The organism is Burkholderia sp. BCC0398 (assembly GCF_902833245.1).
Lineage (GTDB): Bacteria > Pseudomonadota > Gammaproteobacteria > Burkholderiales > Burkholderiaceae > Burkholderia > Burkholderia sola.
In genome coordinates, this window is the sequence record NZ_CADFEM010000018.1 from 1 (window position 1) to 16,224 (window position 16,224).

Consider the following 16,224-nt stretch of genomic DNA (forward strand, 5'->3'; position numbering starts at 1 on the left):
CACTACAACGAAAACTGCAAACCCTTCGTCTGGACCGCGTCAGCCGATTCGATCCTCGAAAAGCTGCATCGACTTTGCTCGCGAATCAGCGGAACAGGACACTAGCGCATCACTCACGATACCCACACGGCCAGCGTCAGCATCAACAGCAGGATCATCCACAGGATCACCGCGCGCCACACGAGGCCAACCGCCGACTGCAGCGTGCGCGGCGTGCAATCGTCACCGACCGTCAACGGACCGCTGTCGCCGACCGCCAGCGCATCGAGGCTCGACGGCTCCGCGAGCGGCCCCGCGAGACGCGCGCCGAGCGCGCCGCTGCCCGCGGCCAGCAATACGCCGTCGTTCGGGTCGGGCCACTGGCGCGTATGGTTGCGCCACGCATAGATCGCATCCTCGAAGTTACCGACGATCGCGAAGCCGAGCGCCGTCAGGCGCGACGGAATCCAGTCGATCACGAAGAATGCGCGCTGCGCGAACGTCGAGAACGCGGCCGTGCGGTCGTCGCCCGGCGTCGACCAGCTGCGCGCGAGGTATTCGGAAATCCGGTACAGCACGGCGCCGGCCGGGCCGATCGGCAGCACGTACCAGAAGAACACGCCGAACACGTGCCGATGCGACGCGACGACCGCGTGGATCAGCGTATGGCGGACGATTTCGCCGACCGGCATGTCGACCGTGTCGATGCCCGTCCACTCGTGCAGGATTTCGCGCGCACGCGGCACGTCGTCGTTGTTGAGCGCGAGATGGATATCGGTGAAGTAGTGGCTGAACTGGCGGAAGCCGAGCGTGAAATACACGACGGCGACGTTCCACAGGAACGCGAGCACGAAGCTCACCTTGTACAGCAGGAAATAGATCAGCGCGACGATCAGCACCCACGGCAGCACGACCGCGAGCCAGGCGAGGAGCCCATGCTTCTGCTTGCCGGCGTCGAGGCCATGCGCGACGGTTTCCGCATGAAACTGGAACAGTGCGAACACCGGATTGCTCGGCGACAACGCGCGGACCTGTTCGATGATGAGAGCGAGGAGAACCGAAAAGAAAGTCATGCGTGGCGCCGTCTTCGGAGTTATGTCATTTTTTGCATAACGATAGCACAGCGTCAGCCGCGCATGGCTGCCGGCGCGGTCGCCGGGCAGCCGCTCGCGCGCGCCGGCCGGCGCGCCCGCCTAACCGGCCGCCAAGAAGCGATACAGATTGCGAAACATGGCGGCAGTTGCGCCCCAGATGAAGTAATGCCCGTCCGGTTCGTCGTTCGGGTAAGGCATGGCAAAAAAACGACGCTCGCCGCCTTCCCACCGGAACACGCGGATCTGATGGTTCGCGGGATTCATCACGAACGCGAGCGGCACTTCAAAAATCTCGGCGACTTCGAACGTGTCGGCCTGCACGGTGAACGGCGGATGCACGAGGCCGACGACCGGCGTCACGCAGAAACCCGTGCCGGTCAGGTAGTCGGGCAGCGCGCCGAGAATCTCGACGCGTTCGGCGGCCAGCCCGATCTCTTCTTTCGCCTCGCGCAACGCGGTGGCGGTCGCGTCGTGGTCGAACGGCTCGCGACGGCCGCCGGGAAAGCTGATCTGTCCGGCGTGGTCGTTCAGGTGATCGGCGCGTTGCGTCAGCAGCACGGTGAGGCCCGACTCGCGGACGATGAGCGGCACGAGGACGGCCGCGCTACGCGGATCGACGCCTTCCTGCAGCCTCGCTTCGCCGGGTTCGACGCTCCACTCGAGCGTGCGCGCGAAGCGTTCTCGCAGGCCGGACGGCGTCATTAGCCTGGAATCGATGACTGGCAGGCCGGCGCCGGTGCCTTCGACCGGCAATACTTCGGGATCGATGATGGGGCGGCGATTCAATGGGGCTCTCGGGTTCGTGTCGTATCGAGCATATTGTCGCGCCAGAATGAAAAAAGCACCCGGTTGGGTGCTTTTTCCTTACAGCTCTTACTCTTGGGAAGCTGCTGCGGCGCGATCCTTCGACACCAGCTTTTCCTTGATACGAGCCGACTTGCCCGAACGCTCGCGCAGGTAGTACAGCTTCGCACGACGCACATCACCGCGACGCTTCACGACGATGCTTGCCAGCAGCGGCGAGTACGTCTGGAACGTACGCTCGACGCCTTCGCCCGACGAGATCTTGCGGACGATGAAGTTCGAGTTCAGACCACGATTGCGAATCGCGATCACGACGCCTTCGTAAGCCTGAACGCGCTTGCGGTTACCTTCAACCACGTTCACGTTCACGATCACCGTGTCGCCCGGGGCGAAATCGGGGATGGTCTTGCCGGCGAGCGCGCGCTCGATCTCTTCCTGCTCAAGTTTTGCGATCAGATTCATTACTGACTCCTTATGCCATCGTGTCGGCGTTCACACCCGCCTGCTTCCAGGCCTGGCCCCGATAGAGGATGGATTCACATCAGGCGCCGCACACGCATGTACGGCACCGCCAATTCCCGCTCGCGCAGCCGCCTCAGGAGGCGTCCTTCGCTTCGCGTGCGAGGTTCGCGAGCCACGCCTCGTCGGCCCGGCTCAGCAACTTCTCGCGGCGCGCCCGGACGATCAGGTCCGGCCGCTTCCGCAACGTATTCCTCAATGCTTCCTGGCGCCGCCACTTCTCGATCTCGGCATGATGCCCGCCGAGCAGCACGTCCGGCACGCGCACGCCGTCGTATTCCTCGGGGCGCGTGTAGTGCGGACAATCGAGCAGGCCGTCCGCGAAGCTGTCCTGCACGGCCGACAGCGAATCGTTCAGCACGCCGGGCAGCAACCGCACGACCGCATCCATCATCGCCATCGCCGGCAATTCGCCGCCCGACAGCACGAAATCGCCGAGGCTGATTTCCTCGTCGACGCAACGGTCGAGCAGGCGCTGGTCGATCGCCTCATAGCGACCGCACAGCACGACGACGCCGGGTTCCTGCGCCATCCGCACCGCCCGATCGTGCGTGAGCGGCGCGCCTTGCGGCGACATCATCACGACGCGCGTGCTCGCGATGCCCTGCTCCGCCTGCGCCGCTTTCGCGGCGTCGATCGCGGCTTCGAGCGGCCTGGCCAGCATCACCATGCCCGGACCGCCGCCGTACGGACGATCGTCGACCGTGCGGTAGTTGTCCGTCGTGAAATCACGCGGGTTCCAGGTGCGCAGCCCGAAGCGCCCCTGCTTCACGGCCCGGCTGGTGATTCCCCAGTCGGTCAGTGCACGGAACATCTCGGGAAAGAGCGTGACGACGTCGAACTGCACCGCGCTCTCGGTAACCTGGTTCATTTCAGTAATCGGCTTCCCAGTCGACGACGATGCGACGCGCCGCCTGATCCACCGTTTTGACGTAGACGCCGACGAACGGAATCAATCGCTCGTCGGTGGTCGGCTGACCGTCTTTACCGGTTGCCGGATACTCGACACGCATGATCGAATGCACGCCGTTGTCGATCATCCCGCTCACCTTCCCGAGCGCCACCGATTGCTCGTTGACGACCTCGAGACCGATCAGGTCGACCCAATAGAATTCGTCCGCGGCCAGTGCCGGGAAATCTTCCCGGCGCACGAACACGCGAAAGCCCCGCATGGACAGCGCGGCATCGCGGTCGCTGACGCCCGCGGGTTGCGCAACGACAGTATCGCTGTGCGTCTTCGACTGCATGATGCGGACGGAAAGCCGCTCCGCACCGCGTTCCAGCCACCAGCGACGCGCGTTGAGCAGCGCGTCGCCGCCGCGACCGGCATCGGCATGCGTCGCCACCTTGACCCAGCCCTTCAGGCCGTAGGCGTCGACCACCGCCCCGACCTCGACGGCATCGTCGGGCCAGGCTTGCGTCGCGTCGGGACTGCCTGGTTCGGCAGCCTGACCGGCGTTCGCGACCGCGTCGCGCTCGACCGGCTTGCGGACGAATGCGCCGAATGACGCACGCCCGCGCCTTGCATTACCGGAATCGTGACCCGCCATCAATGCACCTCACAGCCGGCACGACCGGCACACCGTGCCATTAGGCAGCCGGTTGCGCCTTTTGCGCTTCCTTCACCAGACGCTGGACGGTCGGCGACAGTTGCGCGCCAACGCCTTGCCAGTACGTCAGGCGATCCTGAGCGATACGCAGCGATTCGCCCTTCGTGGCGACCGGGTTGTAGAAGCCGACGCGTTCGATGAAGCGGCCGTCACGACGGTTGCGCGAATCGGTAGCAACGATGTTGTAGAACGGGCGCTTCTTCGAGCCGCCACGAGCCAGACGGATGATAACCATATGATGTCCTTCGGGAAAACCGGGTTCGAAACTACTGAAACACGCGATTATAGCCGGAAACCAGAGGTACAACAAACACTTACGCGTAAAAATCCGCGGACGGCCCGTCCGCCGGGCATACAATCGTCGTGTCCAGGATGCTACCGACCGTCATGCCGCCTCTTCGCGCCGCCCCGATGCGCCGCGCGCAGCACCTGTTCGCGGCGCTGCTTGCCGGCCTCGCCTGCCTCGCGTCGGCCCCGGCGTTTGCCGCGCCGCTGCCGGTGAACGAACTCGTCGTGCCGCCCGGCTTCCATGTGGACGTGCTGACCGACGCCGTCCCGGCCGCACGGGAAATGGCGTGGTCGCCGCGCGGCATCCTGTATGTCGGCACGCGGGACGGCCGCGTCCACGCACTGGTGATGCACGAGGGCCGGATCAGCGCACGCTACGTGATCGCGTCCGGGCTCGACATGCCCGTCGGGGTGGCCTACCTCGACGGCGCCCTTTATATATCCGCCGTGTCGCGCATCCTGCGCGTCGATCATATCGACGACCGGCTCGCGAAACCGCCCGCGCCCGTCGTCGTGACCGACGCACTGCCGACCGATCACCATCACGGCTGGAAATTCATCGCGTTCGGCCCCGACGGCAAGCTGTACGTGCCGATCGGCGCACCGTGCAACGTCTGCCTCGCCGATCGCAGCCGCTACGCGATCATCGCGCGGATGAACGCCGACGGCAGCGGGCGTGAAGTGGTCGCGCGCGGCATACGCAACACGGTCGGCTTTGCATGGCACCCGGATTCGGGCGAGCTCTGGTTCACCGACAACGGGCGCGACCTGATGGGCGACGACGTACCGGACGACAAGCTGAACCGCGCGCCGCGCGCCGGCCTCGACTTCGGTTTTCCATACTGCCACGGCGGCGATACGCCCGACCCCGAATTCGGCAGCGCCGACGCGTGCCGACGTTATGTGCCGCCGGTCCTGAAACTCGGTGCGCACGTCGCGGCGCTCGGGATGCGCTTCTACACCGGGCCGATGTTTCCGGCGTCGTATCGCAATAACGTCTTCATTGCCGAACACGGCTCGTGGAACCGCCGCACGAAGGTCGGCTACCGCGTGATGCGCGTGGTCGTCTCGGCGGACGGCAGCCATGCTCGTCAAACGCCGTTCGTCACGGGCTGGCTGCGGCCCGACGGCACGGCATGGGGACGCCCGGCCGATGTATTGCCGCTGCCGGACGGTTCGCTGCTCGTCAGCGACGATTACGCGGGCGCGATCTACCGCGTGACGTATGCGGCACCCTGACGCACGCGAGGGGTGACCGGCCCCGACCGGGCATCGTAGAATGCGTGCCGGGCCGCGCGCCCGCGCCGGCCCGCCGGCCCCGCCCATGCCAACGACACTACGCCGCCATCCATGTCCAGCAGCACCGCATCGCCCCGCCGCTTCCGCTCCAAGACGCTCACCGCCGCCCTCGCGTTCCTGCTCGGGTCGATCGGCGCGCATCGCTTCTATCTGTACGGCTTTCGCGACGTATACGGCTGGGCCCACCTGCTCGCGACGATCGTCGGCATCCCGGGCTTCCTGCTGCTTGCCGCAACCCAGCGCAGCGCCGGCCTCGGCTGGTGGCTCGCGGTGCCCGGTGCAATCTCGCTGCTGGCGGCGTTCCTCGCCGCACTCGTCTACGGGCTGCGCCCCGATGAAAAATGGGATGCGCAATTCAACGCCGACACCGGCAAGCAGAGCCAGTCGGGCTGGACCGTGATCTTCGTCGTGATCTTCTCGCTGCTGATCGGCGCGTTCCTGTTGATGACCGCACTCGCGCTGTCGTTCCAGACGTACTTCGAATCGCAGGTTGAAGCGGCCAAGCAGATTTCGCAGTAAGCACGACCAATACGGTCGATACGGCCCACCGGCGACTGCGTTGCTCGCCGGTCAGAACAGGTTCAACTGCATGTCGTCGCGCGATTTCGCGCCAGCTGCACGAACCGCGACGCGCGGCGCCGGCACCCCGGCGGCAGGCGCACCGCGGAACCGCGACAGATCGAGGATGCCGTTCGTGCGTTCGTTCAACCCGAGCCGCTTGACGGCCTGACGGAAGCGCTGCCGCAGCAGGTCGGCCCAGATCCCCTCGCCCTTCATCCGTTTCGAGAAATCCGAGTCGTAATCCTTGCCGCCGCGCATGTCGCGCACGCGATTCATCACGCGCTCCGCGCGATCGGGAAAATGCGCGGCAAGCCACTGCTTGAACAGCGGCGCGACCTCCCACGGCAACCTCAGGACGATGTAGCTCGCATGCGTCGCACCGGCTTCCGCGCAGGCCTCCAGCACGTGCTCCATGTCGGGCTCGGTCACGAACGGAATCACCGGTGCAATGCTCACGCCGACCGGCACGCCCGCATCGCGCAGCGCACGGATCGTGCGCAACCGCCGCGCCGGCGTGGCCGCGCGCGGCTCGAGCGTGCGCGCCAGTTCGGCATCGAGCGTCGTGATCGTGACCGCCGCCATCACCTGCCCGCGTTCGGCCATCGGCGCGAGCAGGTCGAGATCGCGCTCGATCAGCGACGACTTCGTGATCGCCGCGAACGGCAGCCCGCGGTCGTGCATCACCTGGATCACGCTGCGCGTGATGCGCAGGTCGCGCTCGACCGGCTGGTACGCGTCGGTGTTGACGCCGAGCGCGATCGGCTCCGGCACGTAGCGCTTGCGCGAAATCTCGCGCTCGAGCAGTTCGGCTGCATTGACCTTCGCGTAGATGCGGCTTTCGAAATCGAGCCCCGGCGACAGCCCGAGGTAGCTGTGCGTCGGCCGCGCGAAGCAATAGATACAGCCGTGCTCGCAGCCGCGATACGGATTGAGCGACACGCTGAACGGAATATCGGGCGACTGGTTGCGCGTCAGGATGCTCTTCGCCCGCTCCTCGAAGACCTGCGTGCGCAGCGGCGCGGGGAAATCGGCATCGTCGGACGCGTGCGTCCAGCCGTCGTCCACCGCTTCGCGCTGCGCGATTTCATACCGCCCCTGCAGGTTGTCGACCGCGCCGCGCCCCTTGCGGGGCACGGGCGGCGCTACCGGAAATTCGTTGTCGGACCGATCGTCCATGTGCCCACCCATTCGCCTGCGCCCAATACTGTACATTTATACAGTATTGGGCGCAGCATGCCAAGGGTGGGATAAAGGGCCCGACGACGGGCCGCCCAGCGTCACTCGCCGACCGCAATCGTCAGCGTTTCCTTGATTTCCTCCATCACGACATAGCTCTTCGACTGCACGGCGCCGGGCAACTGCAGCAGGATGTCGCCGAGCAGTTTCCGGTAGTCGGCCATCTCGCCGATCCGCGCCTTGATCAGGTAGTCGAAATCGCCGGAGACGAGATGGCATTCGAGCACCTCGTCGATCTTCATCACTTCCCGGCGGAACTGCTCGAACATGTTGCCGCCCTTGTGGCCGAGCGTGATCTCGACGAACACCAGCAGCGCGGCATCCAGCTGATGCGGGTCGACCCGCGCGTGATAGCCGGTGATCACGCCGTCGCGCTCCATGCGCCGCACGCGCTCGATGCACGGCGTGACGGTCAGTCCGACCTGTTCCGCGAGGTCCTTCATCGCCATCCGGCCGTCGTCCTGGAGCAGTTTCAGGATGCGCCGGTCGAGCTTGTCGAGCGTACGTACGGGCTGACGTTGCGTTCTCATTTGTTTATGCTGAAAACCAGAAAAATACAATAACAAAAACTGCACATTCGACAATACCATAGCTCAAAAAACTAGATCAGCTAGAGGTTACACGGAGCCGCAGGTGCGCCCGGCCTCGACCTGGTTCCTTCCATCTGGAGCAGCTATGCGAGTCGTCATTCTGGGCAGCGGTGTAGTGGGCGTGGCAAGCGCGTATTACCTTGCGCGCGCCGGTCATGAAGTCACGGTGATCGACCGGGAAGCCGGCCCGGCGCTGGAGACGAGCTTCGCGAACGCAGGCCAGATCTCTCCCGGCTATGCGGCACCGTGGGCCGCGCCCGGCGTGCCGCTGAAGGCCGTCAAGTGGATGTTCGAAAAGCATGCGCCGCTCGCGATCCGTCTCGACGGCACGCGCTTCCAGCTCCAGTGGATGGTTCAGATGCTGCGCAACTGCACGGCCGAGCGCTATGCAGTCAACAAGGGCCGCATGGTCCGTCTCGCCGAATACAGCCGCGACTGCCTGCAGGCGCTGCGCGCCGATACCGGCATCGAATACGAAGGCCGCACGGGTGGCACGCTGCAACTGTTCCGCACGCAGCAGCAACTCGACGGCGCGGCGAAGGACATCGCCGTGCTGCAGGAAGCGAACGTGCCGTTCGAACTGCTGTCGCCGGCCGAACTGAAGCATGCCGAACCGGCGCTCGCCGCCGTCTCGCACAAGCTGACGGGCGGCCTGCGCCTGCCGGGCGACGAAACCGGCGATTGCCAGCTGTTCACGACGCGCCTCGCCGCGCTCGCCGAATCGCTCGGCGTCAAGTTCCGCTACAACACGCCGATCGATGCGCTCGCGATCGCGGGCGGCAAGATCGCCGGCGTGCAGTGCGGCAGCGAGACGGTGCGTGCCGACGCGTACGTCGTCGCGCTCGGCTCGTACTCGACCCGCTTCATCTCCCACCTGATGAAGATTCCCGTCTATCCGCTCAAGGGCTATTCGATCACCGCGCCGATCGTCAACGAAGCCGCGGCGCCGGTGTCGACCGTGCTCGACGAGACCTACAAGATCGCGATCACGCGCTTCGACCAGCGCATCCGCGTCGGCGGCATGGCGGAAATCGTCGGCTTCGACAAGACGCTGCGCGCGGCGCGCCGCGAAACGCTCGAGATGTGCGTGAACGACCTGTTCCCGGGCGGCGGCGACACGTCGAAGGCCACGTTCTGGACGGGCCTGCGCCCGATGACGCCGGACGGCACGCCGATCGTCGGCCGCACGCCGGTGTCGAACCTGTTCCTGAACACCGGCCACGGCACGCTCGGCTGGACGATGTCGTGCGGCTCGGGCCAACTGCTCGCGGACCTGATCTCGGGCAAGATGCCCGCGATCCAGGCCGACGACCTGTCGGTGCATCGTTACCTGAAGGACGTGCCCGGCCAGACGCGCCCGGCCTACGCGTAAACCGGAACGGCCCGCTGCGATGCGGGCCGATTGCATCAACGAGAAAGGCGCCCGAGGGCGCTTTTCTCGTTTTGGCGACTGCGACTCGACTGCGAGTGGCCACTCGGCACGACGCTTCAGTCGACGCGCGCATGCACGCGTCGTCCGTTGAACGAATCGACGTTACCCGCCGTGCCTGCGCGACGATATGTTCGGCGCGGCACGGTACGAGCGCGAATCGTCCGGACGAGCGATATCCGCTCCTCATTCAACGACCACACAACGAAAAAAGGGGCGCTCGTCGCGCCCCTCTTCTTGTGTGCTTACCGCTGAAGCGTCACGCCGCGTCAGCCGAGCTCGCTCACGAGCTCCGGCACGAGCGAGAACAGATCGCCGACAAGGCCGTAGTCGGCCACGCTGAAGATCGGTGCTTCGGGATCCTTGTTGATCGCGACGATCACCTTCGAATCCTTCATGCCGGCCAGGTGCTGGATCGCACCCGAGATGCCGACCGCGATGTACAACTGCGGCGCGACGATCTTGCCGGTCTGGCCGACCTGGTAGTCGTTCGGCACGTAGCCGGCGTCGACTGCCGCGCGCGATGCGCCGAGCGCTGCGGACAGCTTGTCGGCCAGCGGCTCCAGCACCTTCGTGTAGTTCTCGCCGCTGCCCAGACCGCGGCCGCCCGACACGATGATGCTCGCCGACGTCAGTTCCGGACGGTCCAGCTTCGTCACTTCACGGCTCACGAACTGCGACTTGCCGGCGTCGGCTGCCGCTTCGATCTTGTCGACCGATGCGCTGCCGCCTTCCGCCGCCACCGGATCGAAACCCGTCGCACGCACCGTGATCACCTTGATCGGATCGCTCGACTGCACCGTCGCGATCGCGTTGCCCGCGTAGATCGGACGCTCGAACGTATCGGCCGAATCGACCGCCGTGATGTCCGAGATCTGTGCGACGTCCAGCTTCGCGGCGATGCGCGGCGCGATGTTCTTGCCGTAGGCCGTCGCCGGCGCGAGGATGTGCGAGTAGTCCTTCGCGATGTTCAGCGCGGTCGCTTCAACGTTTTCCGCCAGGCCTTCGGCCAGTTGCGGCGCGTCGGCCAGCAGCACCTTCGAAACGCCCGCGATTTTCGCTGCCGCATCGGCCGCCGCTTGCGCGTTGTGGCCCGCGACCAGCACGTGGATGTCGCCGCCGACGAATTTGCCAACTTCGGCCGCCGCCGCCACCGTGTTCAGCGTCGCGGCCTTGATCGACGCGTTGTCGTGTTCTGCAATCACCAGAATCGTCATTTCTTTGCGCTCCCTCTTACAGCACCTTGGCTTCGGTCTTCAGCTTCTCGACCAGCGTCTTCACGTCCGGCACCTTCACGCCGGCCGCGCGCTTCGGCGGCTCGACCACCTTCAGCGTCTTCAGACGCGGCGCGACGTCCACACCGAGGTCTTCCGGCTTCACGGTTTCCAGCGGCTTCTTCTTCGCCTTCATGATGTTCGGCAGCGTCACGTAGCGCGGCTCGTTCAGGCGCAGGTCGGTCGTGACCACCGCCGGCAGCGTCAGCGACAGCGTTTCCGCGCCGCCGTCGACTTCCCGCGCAACGGTTGCCTTGCCGTCGGCGATCGTCACCTTCGACGCGAACGTCGCTTGCGGCAGACCTGCCAGCGCGGCCAGCATCTGCCCCGTCTGGTTCGAATCGTCGTCGATCGCCTGCTTGCCGAGGATCACCAGCTGCGGCTGCTCCTTGTCGACCAGCGCCTTCAGGATCTTCGCGACGGCCAGCGGCTCGACGCTGTCGTTCGATTCGACGAGGATCGCGCGATCCGCGCCGATCGCCAGCGCCGTGCGCAGCGTTTCCTGCGCTTGCGTGACACCCACCGACACCGCGATCACTTCGGTCGCGACGCCCGCTTCCTTGAGGCGCACCGCTTCTTCCACCGCGATTTCGTCGAACGGGTTCATCGACATCTTCACGTTCGCGATGTCGACGCCCGTGTTGTCCGACTTCACGCGGACCTTCACGTTGTAATCGACCACTCTTTTCACTGGCACCAGGATTTTCATGCACACGCTCCAAAGTTACGAATACGACCAGAGGCCATTTTATAGCGCGGCCTCATGACTGCGCGGCCAGGCGGACCCAACCATGATGGTTGTCGAGGATACCGCTTCTTGGCGACGTGCCAATGATAGCGAACGGTCGTTCTATTTTAAAAGAGAAAAAACCCGGACGCAAAGCCCGGGTTTTCGATCATCGACTCTAATCCCGCCGGGCGTCCGTGCGCTGCCGGTTACCAGGCGGCAATGACCGCGCCGCCGAACTTGCCTTCGATGAACTGCTTCACGTCGGCCGAGTGATACGCGGCGATCAGCTTCGCGACCCACGGCTTGTTCCGGTCCGCCTCGCGGATCGCGAGGATGTTCGCGTACGGGCCGTTCGGGCCCTCGATCGCGATCGCGTCCTGTTTCGGTTTCAACCCCGCTTCCATCGCGTAGTTGGTATTGATCGCGGCCGCATCGACGTCGCCGAGCGAACGCGGAATCTGCGCGGCATCGAGTTCGACGATCTTCAGCTTGCGCGGATTGTCGACGATATCGAGCGGCGTCGCCTTCAGCCCCGCATCCGCGCGCAGCTTCAGCAGCCCCTGCTTCTGCAGCAACAGCAGCGCGCGGCCGCCGTTGGTCGGATCGTTCGGCACCGCGACGCGCGCGCCCGGCTTCAGTTCGGCCAGCGACTTCACGCGCTTCGAATAGATGCCCATCGGGAACGTGACGGTGTCCGCGACCTTGAGCAGCTTGTAGCCGCGATCCTTCACCTGCGCCTGCAGATACGGATCGTGCTGGTAGCTGTTCGCGTCGAGGTCGCCCGACGCGAGCGCGGCGTTCGGCTGCACGTAATCGGAGAATTCGACGATGCGGATCTCCAGGCCGTCCTTCGCCGCGACCTTCTTCACCACTTCCATGATCTGCGCGTGCGGGCCGCCCGTCACGCCGACCTTGATGGTTTCGGCCTGCGCATGCGCGCCCGCGAACAGTGCGGCCGCGCCCAGCGCCGCCGCGAACTTGAGCATGAAGCGTCGTTGCATCGTTTCTCCCCTATCGGATCGGTTTGGTTTTATTTGTGGCTGAGCCGGCGCACCAGCCAGTCGCCGAACGATTGCACGATCTGCACGAACACGATCAGGATTGCGACGACCGTCCACATCACTTCGGGCAGATAGCGCTGGTAACCGTAGCGGATCCCGAGATCGCCGAGCCCGCCGCCGCCGATCGCGCCCGCCATCGCCGAATAGCCGACCAGCGACACGAACGTGATCGTCAGGCCCGCGACGATGCCCGGCAGCGATTCGGGCAGCAGCACCTTGAAGACGATCTGCGACGTGGTCGCGCCCATCGATTGCGCGGCCTCGATCAGCCCGCGGTCGACTTCGCGCAGCGCCGTTTCGACGAGACGCGCGATGAACGGCGCGGACGCGAGCGTCAGCGGCACGACCGCCGCGGCCGTGCCGATCGACGAACCCGTGACGAGCCGCGTGAACGGAATCACCGCGACCAGCAGGATGATGAACGGCGTCGAGCGGACCGCGTTCACGATGCCGCCGAGCACGCGATTCACCGCGAGGTTCTGCAGCACGCCCTGGCGGTCGGTCAGGTAGAGCAGCACGCCGAGCGGCAGGCCGACGAGCGCGCCGACCGCCCCGGAGATGCCGACCATGATCAGCGTCTCCCAGAACGACTGCACGAACATATCGAACATCTCACTCAACATACGAAAGCTCCTCTACCACCACACCTTGCTCGCGCAGGAACGCGAGCGCCTGCCCGACCTTGCCCGGCTCGCCGCCCGCGAGCACCGCGAGCGAACCGAATGCCTGCCCCTGGATCTCGTCGATCTGGCCGTGCAGGATGTTGAAATCGAGTTCGTACCGGCGGATCGTCTCCGACAGGATCGGCTGGTCGACCCCCGAGCCCGTGAACGCGAGCCGCAGCAGATGGCCGCGGCCCGTCTTCAGCCGCTCGGCCACGCGCGCCTTCAGCGCGGGCGGCAGTTCCTGCGCGATCACGTCGCCGATCAGCGCGCGCGTCACTTCGTGGTGCGGCTGCAGAAACACGTCGATCACGCGGCCTTCCTCGACCACGCGACCCGCATCGAGCACCGCGACGCGATCGCAGACCTGCTTGATCACTTCCATCTGGTGCGTGATCAGCACGATGGTCAGGCCGAGCTCGCGGTTGATGCGCTTCAGCAGATCGAGGATCGAGCGTGTGGTTTCGGGGTCGAGCGCGGACGTCGCTTCGTCCGACAGCAGCACCTTCGGCTGGCTCGCCAGCGCGCGGGCGATACCGACGCGCTGCTTCTGCCCGCCGCTGATCTGCGCCGGATAGCGATCCTTCTGCGCGGACAGCCCGACCAGGTCGAGCAGCGGCAGCACGGCGGCCTCGATGTCGGCACGACTCGCGCCGGCCAGCTCGAGCGGCAGCGCGACGTTGTCGAACACCGTGCGCGACGACAGCAGGTTGAAGTGCTGGAAGATCATGCCGATCTCGCGGCGCGCTTCGCGCAGCGCGCCAGCCGACAGCAGCGTGAGATCGCGCCCGCCGACGACGACATTGCCTTCGGTCGGCCGCGTCAGCAGGTTGATGGTGCGCACGAGCGTGCTCTTGCCGGCGCCGCTTCGGCCGATGATGCCGAACACCTCGCCTTGCGGGATCGTCAGGTTGACGTTGTGCAACGCTTCGACCCAGCCGCCCGGGCCGGGGAAACGCTGCGAAAGATTGCGTAATTCGATCATGTAAACAAAATGGCGGCCGGCCGGCGAGTTGGCCCGCCAGTCGGCCGCCGATGCATCTGGAATAGCCGGCGATTTTACCGCAAACCCCTCATTCCACTTAATAATCGATTTCGATCTTTTCATAACCAGACGAAATTAGAGGGGCGCTGCTGGGCCCGCGCCGGAGTGCCGCGACTATGATCGCGAAACGCACATGCCAACGACCAGGAGACACGCCCGATGAGCACCACCACCCCGCGGGCCGCCGCGCCCGCCACCGCCGGGTCGGTACCTTCGGCGCCCGCGCCGCGCATGGGCCGCCTGCGTACCGCGGACGGGCTCGAACTGGCGTCGTACCGCTGGCCGGCCGGCGACGGCGCCGCGCCGCCGCACGCGACGATCGCGCTGGTGCACGGCCTCGCCGAACACGCGGGCCGCTATGCCGCGCTCGCCGGCCGACTGAACGCAGCGGGCATCGACGTGCTGGCGATCGATCTGCGCGGGCATGGCCAGTCGCCCGGCACGCGCGTGTGGGTCGACCGTTTCGACGGCTACCTGAACGACGCGGATGCGCTGGTCGCCGAAGCCGCGCGCGGCGATGCGCCGCTGTTCCTGATGGGGCACAGCATGGGCGGCGCGGTCGCGGCGCTCTACGCGATCGAACGCGCACCCGCCCGCTGCCACGCGCTGGCGGGCCTCGTGCTGTCGAGCCCGGCGCTTGCGCCAGGGCGCGACGTGCCGCGCTGGATGCTCGCGGTCAGCCGCGTCATCAGCCGTGTGTGGCCCACCTTCCCCGCGATCAGGATCGACGCGGCCCTGCTGTCGCGCGATCCGGCCATCGTCGCGGCCAATCGCGCCGATCCGCTCGTGCATCACGGCGCAGTGCCCGCCCGCACCGGCGCGGAGATTCTCGACGCGATGGCGCGCATCGAAGCCGGCCGCGGCGCGCTGCGCGTCCCGGTGCTCGTCTATCACGGCACCGAGGACAAGCTGACCGAACCCGACGGCAGCCGTTCGTTCGGCGCACGCGTCGGCTCGCCCGATCGTACGCTGACGCTGTACGAGGGCGGCTTCCACGAAACGATGAACGATCTCGAACGCGACCGCGTGATCGACGCGCTGATCGCGTGGATTCACGCGCGCGTGCCGGCGCGCTGAGCGCGCCCTGACCGGCCGGTCGAGCGGGAATCAGATCCCGGCGAGCACGCGCAGGTGCGCGACGACGCTGCGGCCGAGCGCGGACAGGTTGTAACCGCCCTCGAGGCAGCTGACGATACGGCCCTGCGCATGCCGGCGCGCGACGTCGACGATCCGCGCGGTCAGCCATTCGAAGTCGGCCTCGACGAGACCGAGATTGCCGATGTCGTCCTCGCGATGCGCATCGAACCCGGCCGACACGAACAGCATCTGCGGCTTGAATGCGTCGAGGCGCGGCAGCCACAGCATGTCGACGGCTTCGCGGATCGCCATCCCGTTGCTGCGTGCGGGCATCGGCAGGTTGACCATGTTCGGCGCCTGGTGATCGACGCCCGAGAACGGATACAGCGGATGCTGGAAGAAACTGCACATCAGCACGCGCTCGTCGTTCGCGAACGCCGCCTCGGTGCCGTTGCCGTGGTGCACGTCGAAATCGATGATGGCGACACGCTCGATGCCGTGTACGTCGAGCGCGTGCCGCGCGGCGATCGCGACGTTGTTGAAGAAGCAGAAGCCCATCGCGCGCGCCGGCTCCGCATGATGACCGGGCGGCCGGACGCCGCAGAACGCATTCGCGTAGCGGCCTTCGATCACCGCATCGGTCGCCGCGACCGCGGCGCCGGCCGCGCGCAGTGCCGCGCGCCACGTGTCGCGATTCATCAGCGTATCGGGATCGATCTCGACGTAACCGTCGACCGGCGTCATGCTGCGGATGTAGTCGATGTGCGCCTGCGTATGCACGCGGCCGAGCGCGACCTCGCTCGCGAACGGCGCGGTTTCGTGCACGATCAGGTCGTCGATGCGGCTCGCGATCAGTTGATCCTGGATCGCCGACAGGCGGGCCGGACATTCCGGATGCCATTCCCCCATCTCGTGCAGCATGCAGTCGGGGTGCGTATAGAAAGCGGTTGCCATAAGCTGTCGTCC

Annotated in this window: 18 protein-coding genes; 4 read left to right on the plus strand and 14 right to left on the minus strand. The window is 66.0% G+C overall.

Annotation, left to right across the window (positions count from 1 at the left end):
- Window positions 1-113: 113 nt before the first annotated feature.
- The 6 genes from HWX76_RS30580 to rpsP form a co-directional block, all read right to left on the minus strand.
- Window positions 114-1,052, minus strand: a complete 939-nt coding sequence (locus tag HWX76_RS30580; protein WP_050011514.1) for a CobD/CbiB family protein — start codon at window positions 1,050-1,052, stop codon at window positions 114-116.
- Between the two features lie 120 nt (window positions 1,053-1,172).
- Window positions 1,173-1,859: a CoA pyrophosphatase gene (locus HWX76_RS30585; RefSeq protein WP_089488263.1), complete on the minus strand. Its 687-nt coding sequence runs from the start codon at window positions 1,857-1,859 to the stop codon at window positions 1,173-1,175.
- Between the two features lie 87 nt (window positions 1,860-1,946).
- Window positions 1,947-2,339, minus strand: coding sequence for a 50S ribosomal protein L19 (gene rplS, locus HWX76_RS30590; RefSeq protein WP_006486838.1), 393 nt, complete (start codon window positions 2,337-2,339; stop codon window positions 1,947-1,949).
- A gap of 133 nt (window positions 2,340-2,472) precedes the next feature.
- Window positions 2,473-3,267 carry a tRNA (guanosine(37)-N1)-methyltransferase TrmD gene (gene trmD, locus HWX76_RS30595; protein WP_006476548.1) on the minus strand — a complete coding sequence of 265 codons (795 nt, stop codon included), beginning with the start codon at window positions 3,265-3,267 and terminating at the stop codon, window positions 2,473-2,475.
- A 1-nt stretch (window position 3,268) separates the two neighbouring features.
- The gene (gene rimM / locus HWX76_RS30600; RefSeq protein ID WP_124557542.1) at window positions 3,269-3,946 is read right to left on the minus strand and encodes a ribosome maturation factor RimM; all 678 of its coding nucleotides are present in this window, start codon (window positions 3,944-3,946) and stop codon (window positions 3,269-3,271) included.
- A 40-nt stretch (window positions 3,947-3,986) separates the two neighbouring features.
- Window positions 3,987-4,241: a 30S ribosomal protein S16 gene (gene rpsP, locus HWX76_RS30605; RefSeq protein WP_006476550.1), complete on the minus strand. Its 255-nt coding sequence runs from the start codon at window positions 4,239-4,241 to the stop codon at window positions 3,987-3,989.
- 152 nt (window positions 4,242-4,393) lie between these two features.
- On the opposite strand from rpsP, the gene HWX76_RS30610 reads away from it, so the two are divergent.
- Both HWX76_RS30610 and HWX76_RS30615 read left to right on the plus strand, forming a co-directional pair.
- Window positions 4,394-5,533, plus strand: coding sequence for a PQQ-dependent sugar dehydrogenase (locus HWX76_RS30610; protein ID WP_124557543.1), 1,140 nt, complete (start codon window positions 4,394-4,396; stop codon window positions 5,531-5,533).
- A 111-nt stretch (window positions 5,534-5,644) separates the two neighbouring features.
- Window positions 5,645-6,112 (plus strand): TM2 domain-containing protein, encoded by a 468-nt coding sequence (locus HWX76_RS30615; protein ID WP_050011523.1) that lies wholly within the window; start codon window positions 5,645-5,647, stop codon window positions 6,110-6,112.
- Window positions 6,113-6,163: 51 nt separating this feature from the next.
- Here HWX76_RS30615 and HWX76_RS30620 read toward each other — a convergent pair whose 3' ends face one another.
- Together HWX76_RS30620 and HWX76_RS30625 are read right to left on the minus strand one after the other, a co-directional pair.
- Window positions 6,164-7,342, minus strand: coding sequence for a PA0069 family radical SAM protein (locus tag HWX76_RS30620; protein ID WP_124629896.1), 1,179 nt, complete (start codon window positions 7,340-7,342; stop codon window positions 6,164-6,166).
- Window positions 7,343-7,431: 89 nt separating this feature from the next.
- Window positions 7,432-7,920: an Lrp/AsnC ligand binding domain-containing protein gene (locus HWX76_RS30625; protein WP_050011526.1), complete on the minus strand. Its 489-nt coding sequence runs from the start codon at window positions 7,918-7,920 to the stop codon at window positions 7,432-7,434.
- Window positions 7,921-8,065: 145 nt separating this feature from the next.
- Between HWX76_RS30625 and HWX76_RS30630 the strand changes: the two genes are divergently transcribed.
- Complete coding sequence (locus HWX76_RS30630; protein WP_050011527.1) at window positions 8,066-9,352, plus strand: D-amino acid dehydrogenase; 1,287 nt, start codon at window positions 8,066-8,068, stop codon at window positions 9,350-9,352.
- A 326-nt stretch (window positions 9,353-9,678) separates the two neighbouring features.
- Here HWX76_RS30630 and HWX76_RS30635 read toward each other — a convergent pair whose 3' ends face one another.
- The 5 genes from HWX76_RS30635 to HWX76_RS30655 all read right to left on the minus strand — a co-directional run bounded on the left by HWX76_RS30635 (window position 9,679) and on the right by HWX76_RS30655 (window position 14,121).
- On the minus strand, window positions 9,679-10,626 hold the full coding sequence (locus HWX76_RS30635; RefSeq protein ID WP_050011528.1) for an electron transfer flavoprotein subunit alpha/FixB family protein: 948 nt from the start codon (window positions 10,624-10,626) through the stop codon (window positions 9,679-9,681).
- A gap of 16 nt (window positions 10,627-10,642) precedes the next feature.
- Window positions 10,643-11,392, minus strand: coding sequence for an electron transfer flavoprotein subunit beta/FixA family protein (locus HWX76_RS30640; protein WP_014897713.1), 750 nt, complete (start codon window positions 11,390-11,392; stop codon window positions 10,643-10,645).
- A 227-nt stretch (window positions 11,393-11,619) separates the two neighbouring features.
- Window positions 11,620-12,414: a MetQ/NlpA family ABC transporter substrate-binding protein gene (locus tag HWX76_RS30645; RefSeq protein WP_089488260.1), complete on the minus strand. Its 795-nt coding sequence runs from the start codon at window positions 12,412-12,414 to the stop codon at window positions 11,620-11,622.
- 29 nt (window positions 12,415-12,443) lie between these two features.
- Window positions 12,444-13,097: a methionine ABC transporter permease gene (locus HWX76_RS30650; RefSeq protein ID WP_006476559.1), complete on the minus strand. Its 654-nt coding sequence runs from the start codon at window positions 13,095-13,097 to the stop codon at window positions 12,444-12,446.
- Window positions 13,087-14,121 (minus strand): methionine ABC transporter ATP-binding protein, encoded by a 1,035-nt coding sequence (locus tag HWX76_RS30655; RefSeq protein WP_050011531.1) that lies wholly within the window; start codon window positions 14,119-14,121, stop codon window positions 13,087-13,089. Before HWX76_RS30655 ends, HWX76_RS30650 begins: the two co-directional genes overlap by 11 nt.
- Window positions 14,122-14,340: 219 nt before the next feature.
- On the opposite strand from HWX76_RS30655, the gene HWX76_RS30660 reads away from it, so the two are divergent.
- Window positions 14,341-15,258 (plus strand): alpha/beta hydrolase, encoded by a 918-nt coding sequence (locus tag HWX76_RS30660; RefSeq protein WP_124629894.1) that lies wholly within the window; start codon window positions 14,341-14,343, stop codon window positions 15,256-15,258.
- 30 nt (window positions 15,259-15,288) lie between these two features.
- Here HWX76_RS30660 and HWX76_RS30665 read toward each other — a convergent pair whose 3' ends face one another.
- A complete protein-coding gene (locus HWX76_RS30665) occupies window positions 15,289-16,212 on the minus strand; it encodes a histone deacetylase family protein (protein ID WP_050011533.1) in 924 nt (307 codons plus the stop codon).
- Window positions 16,213-16,224 lie beyond the last annotated feature (12 nt).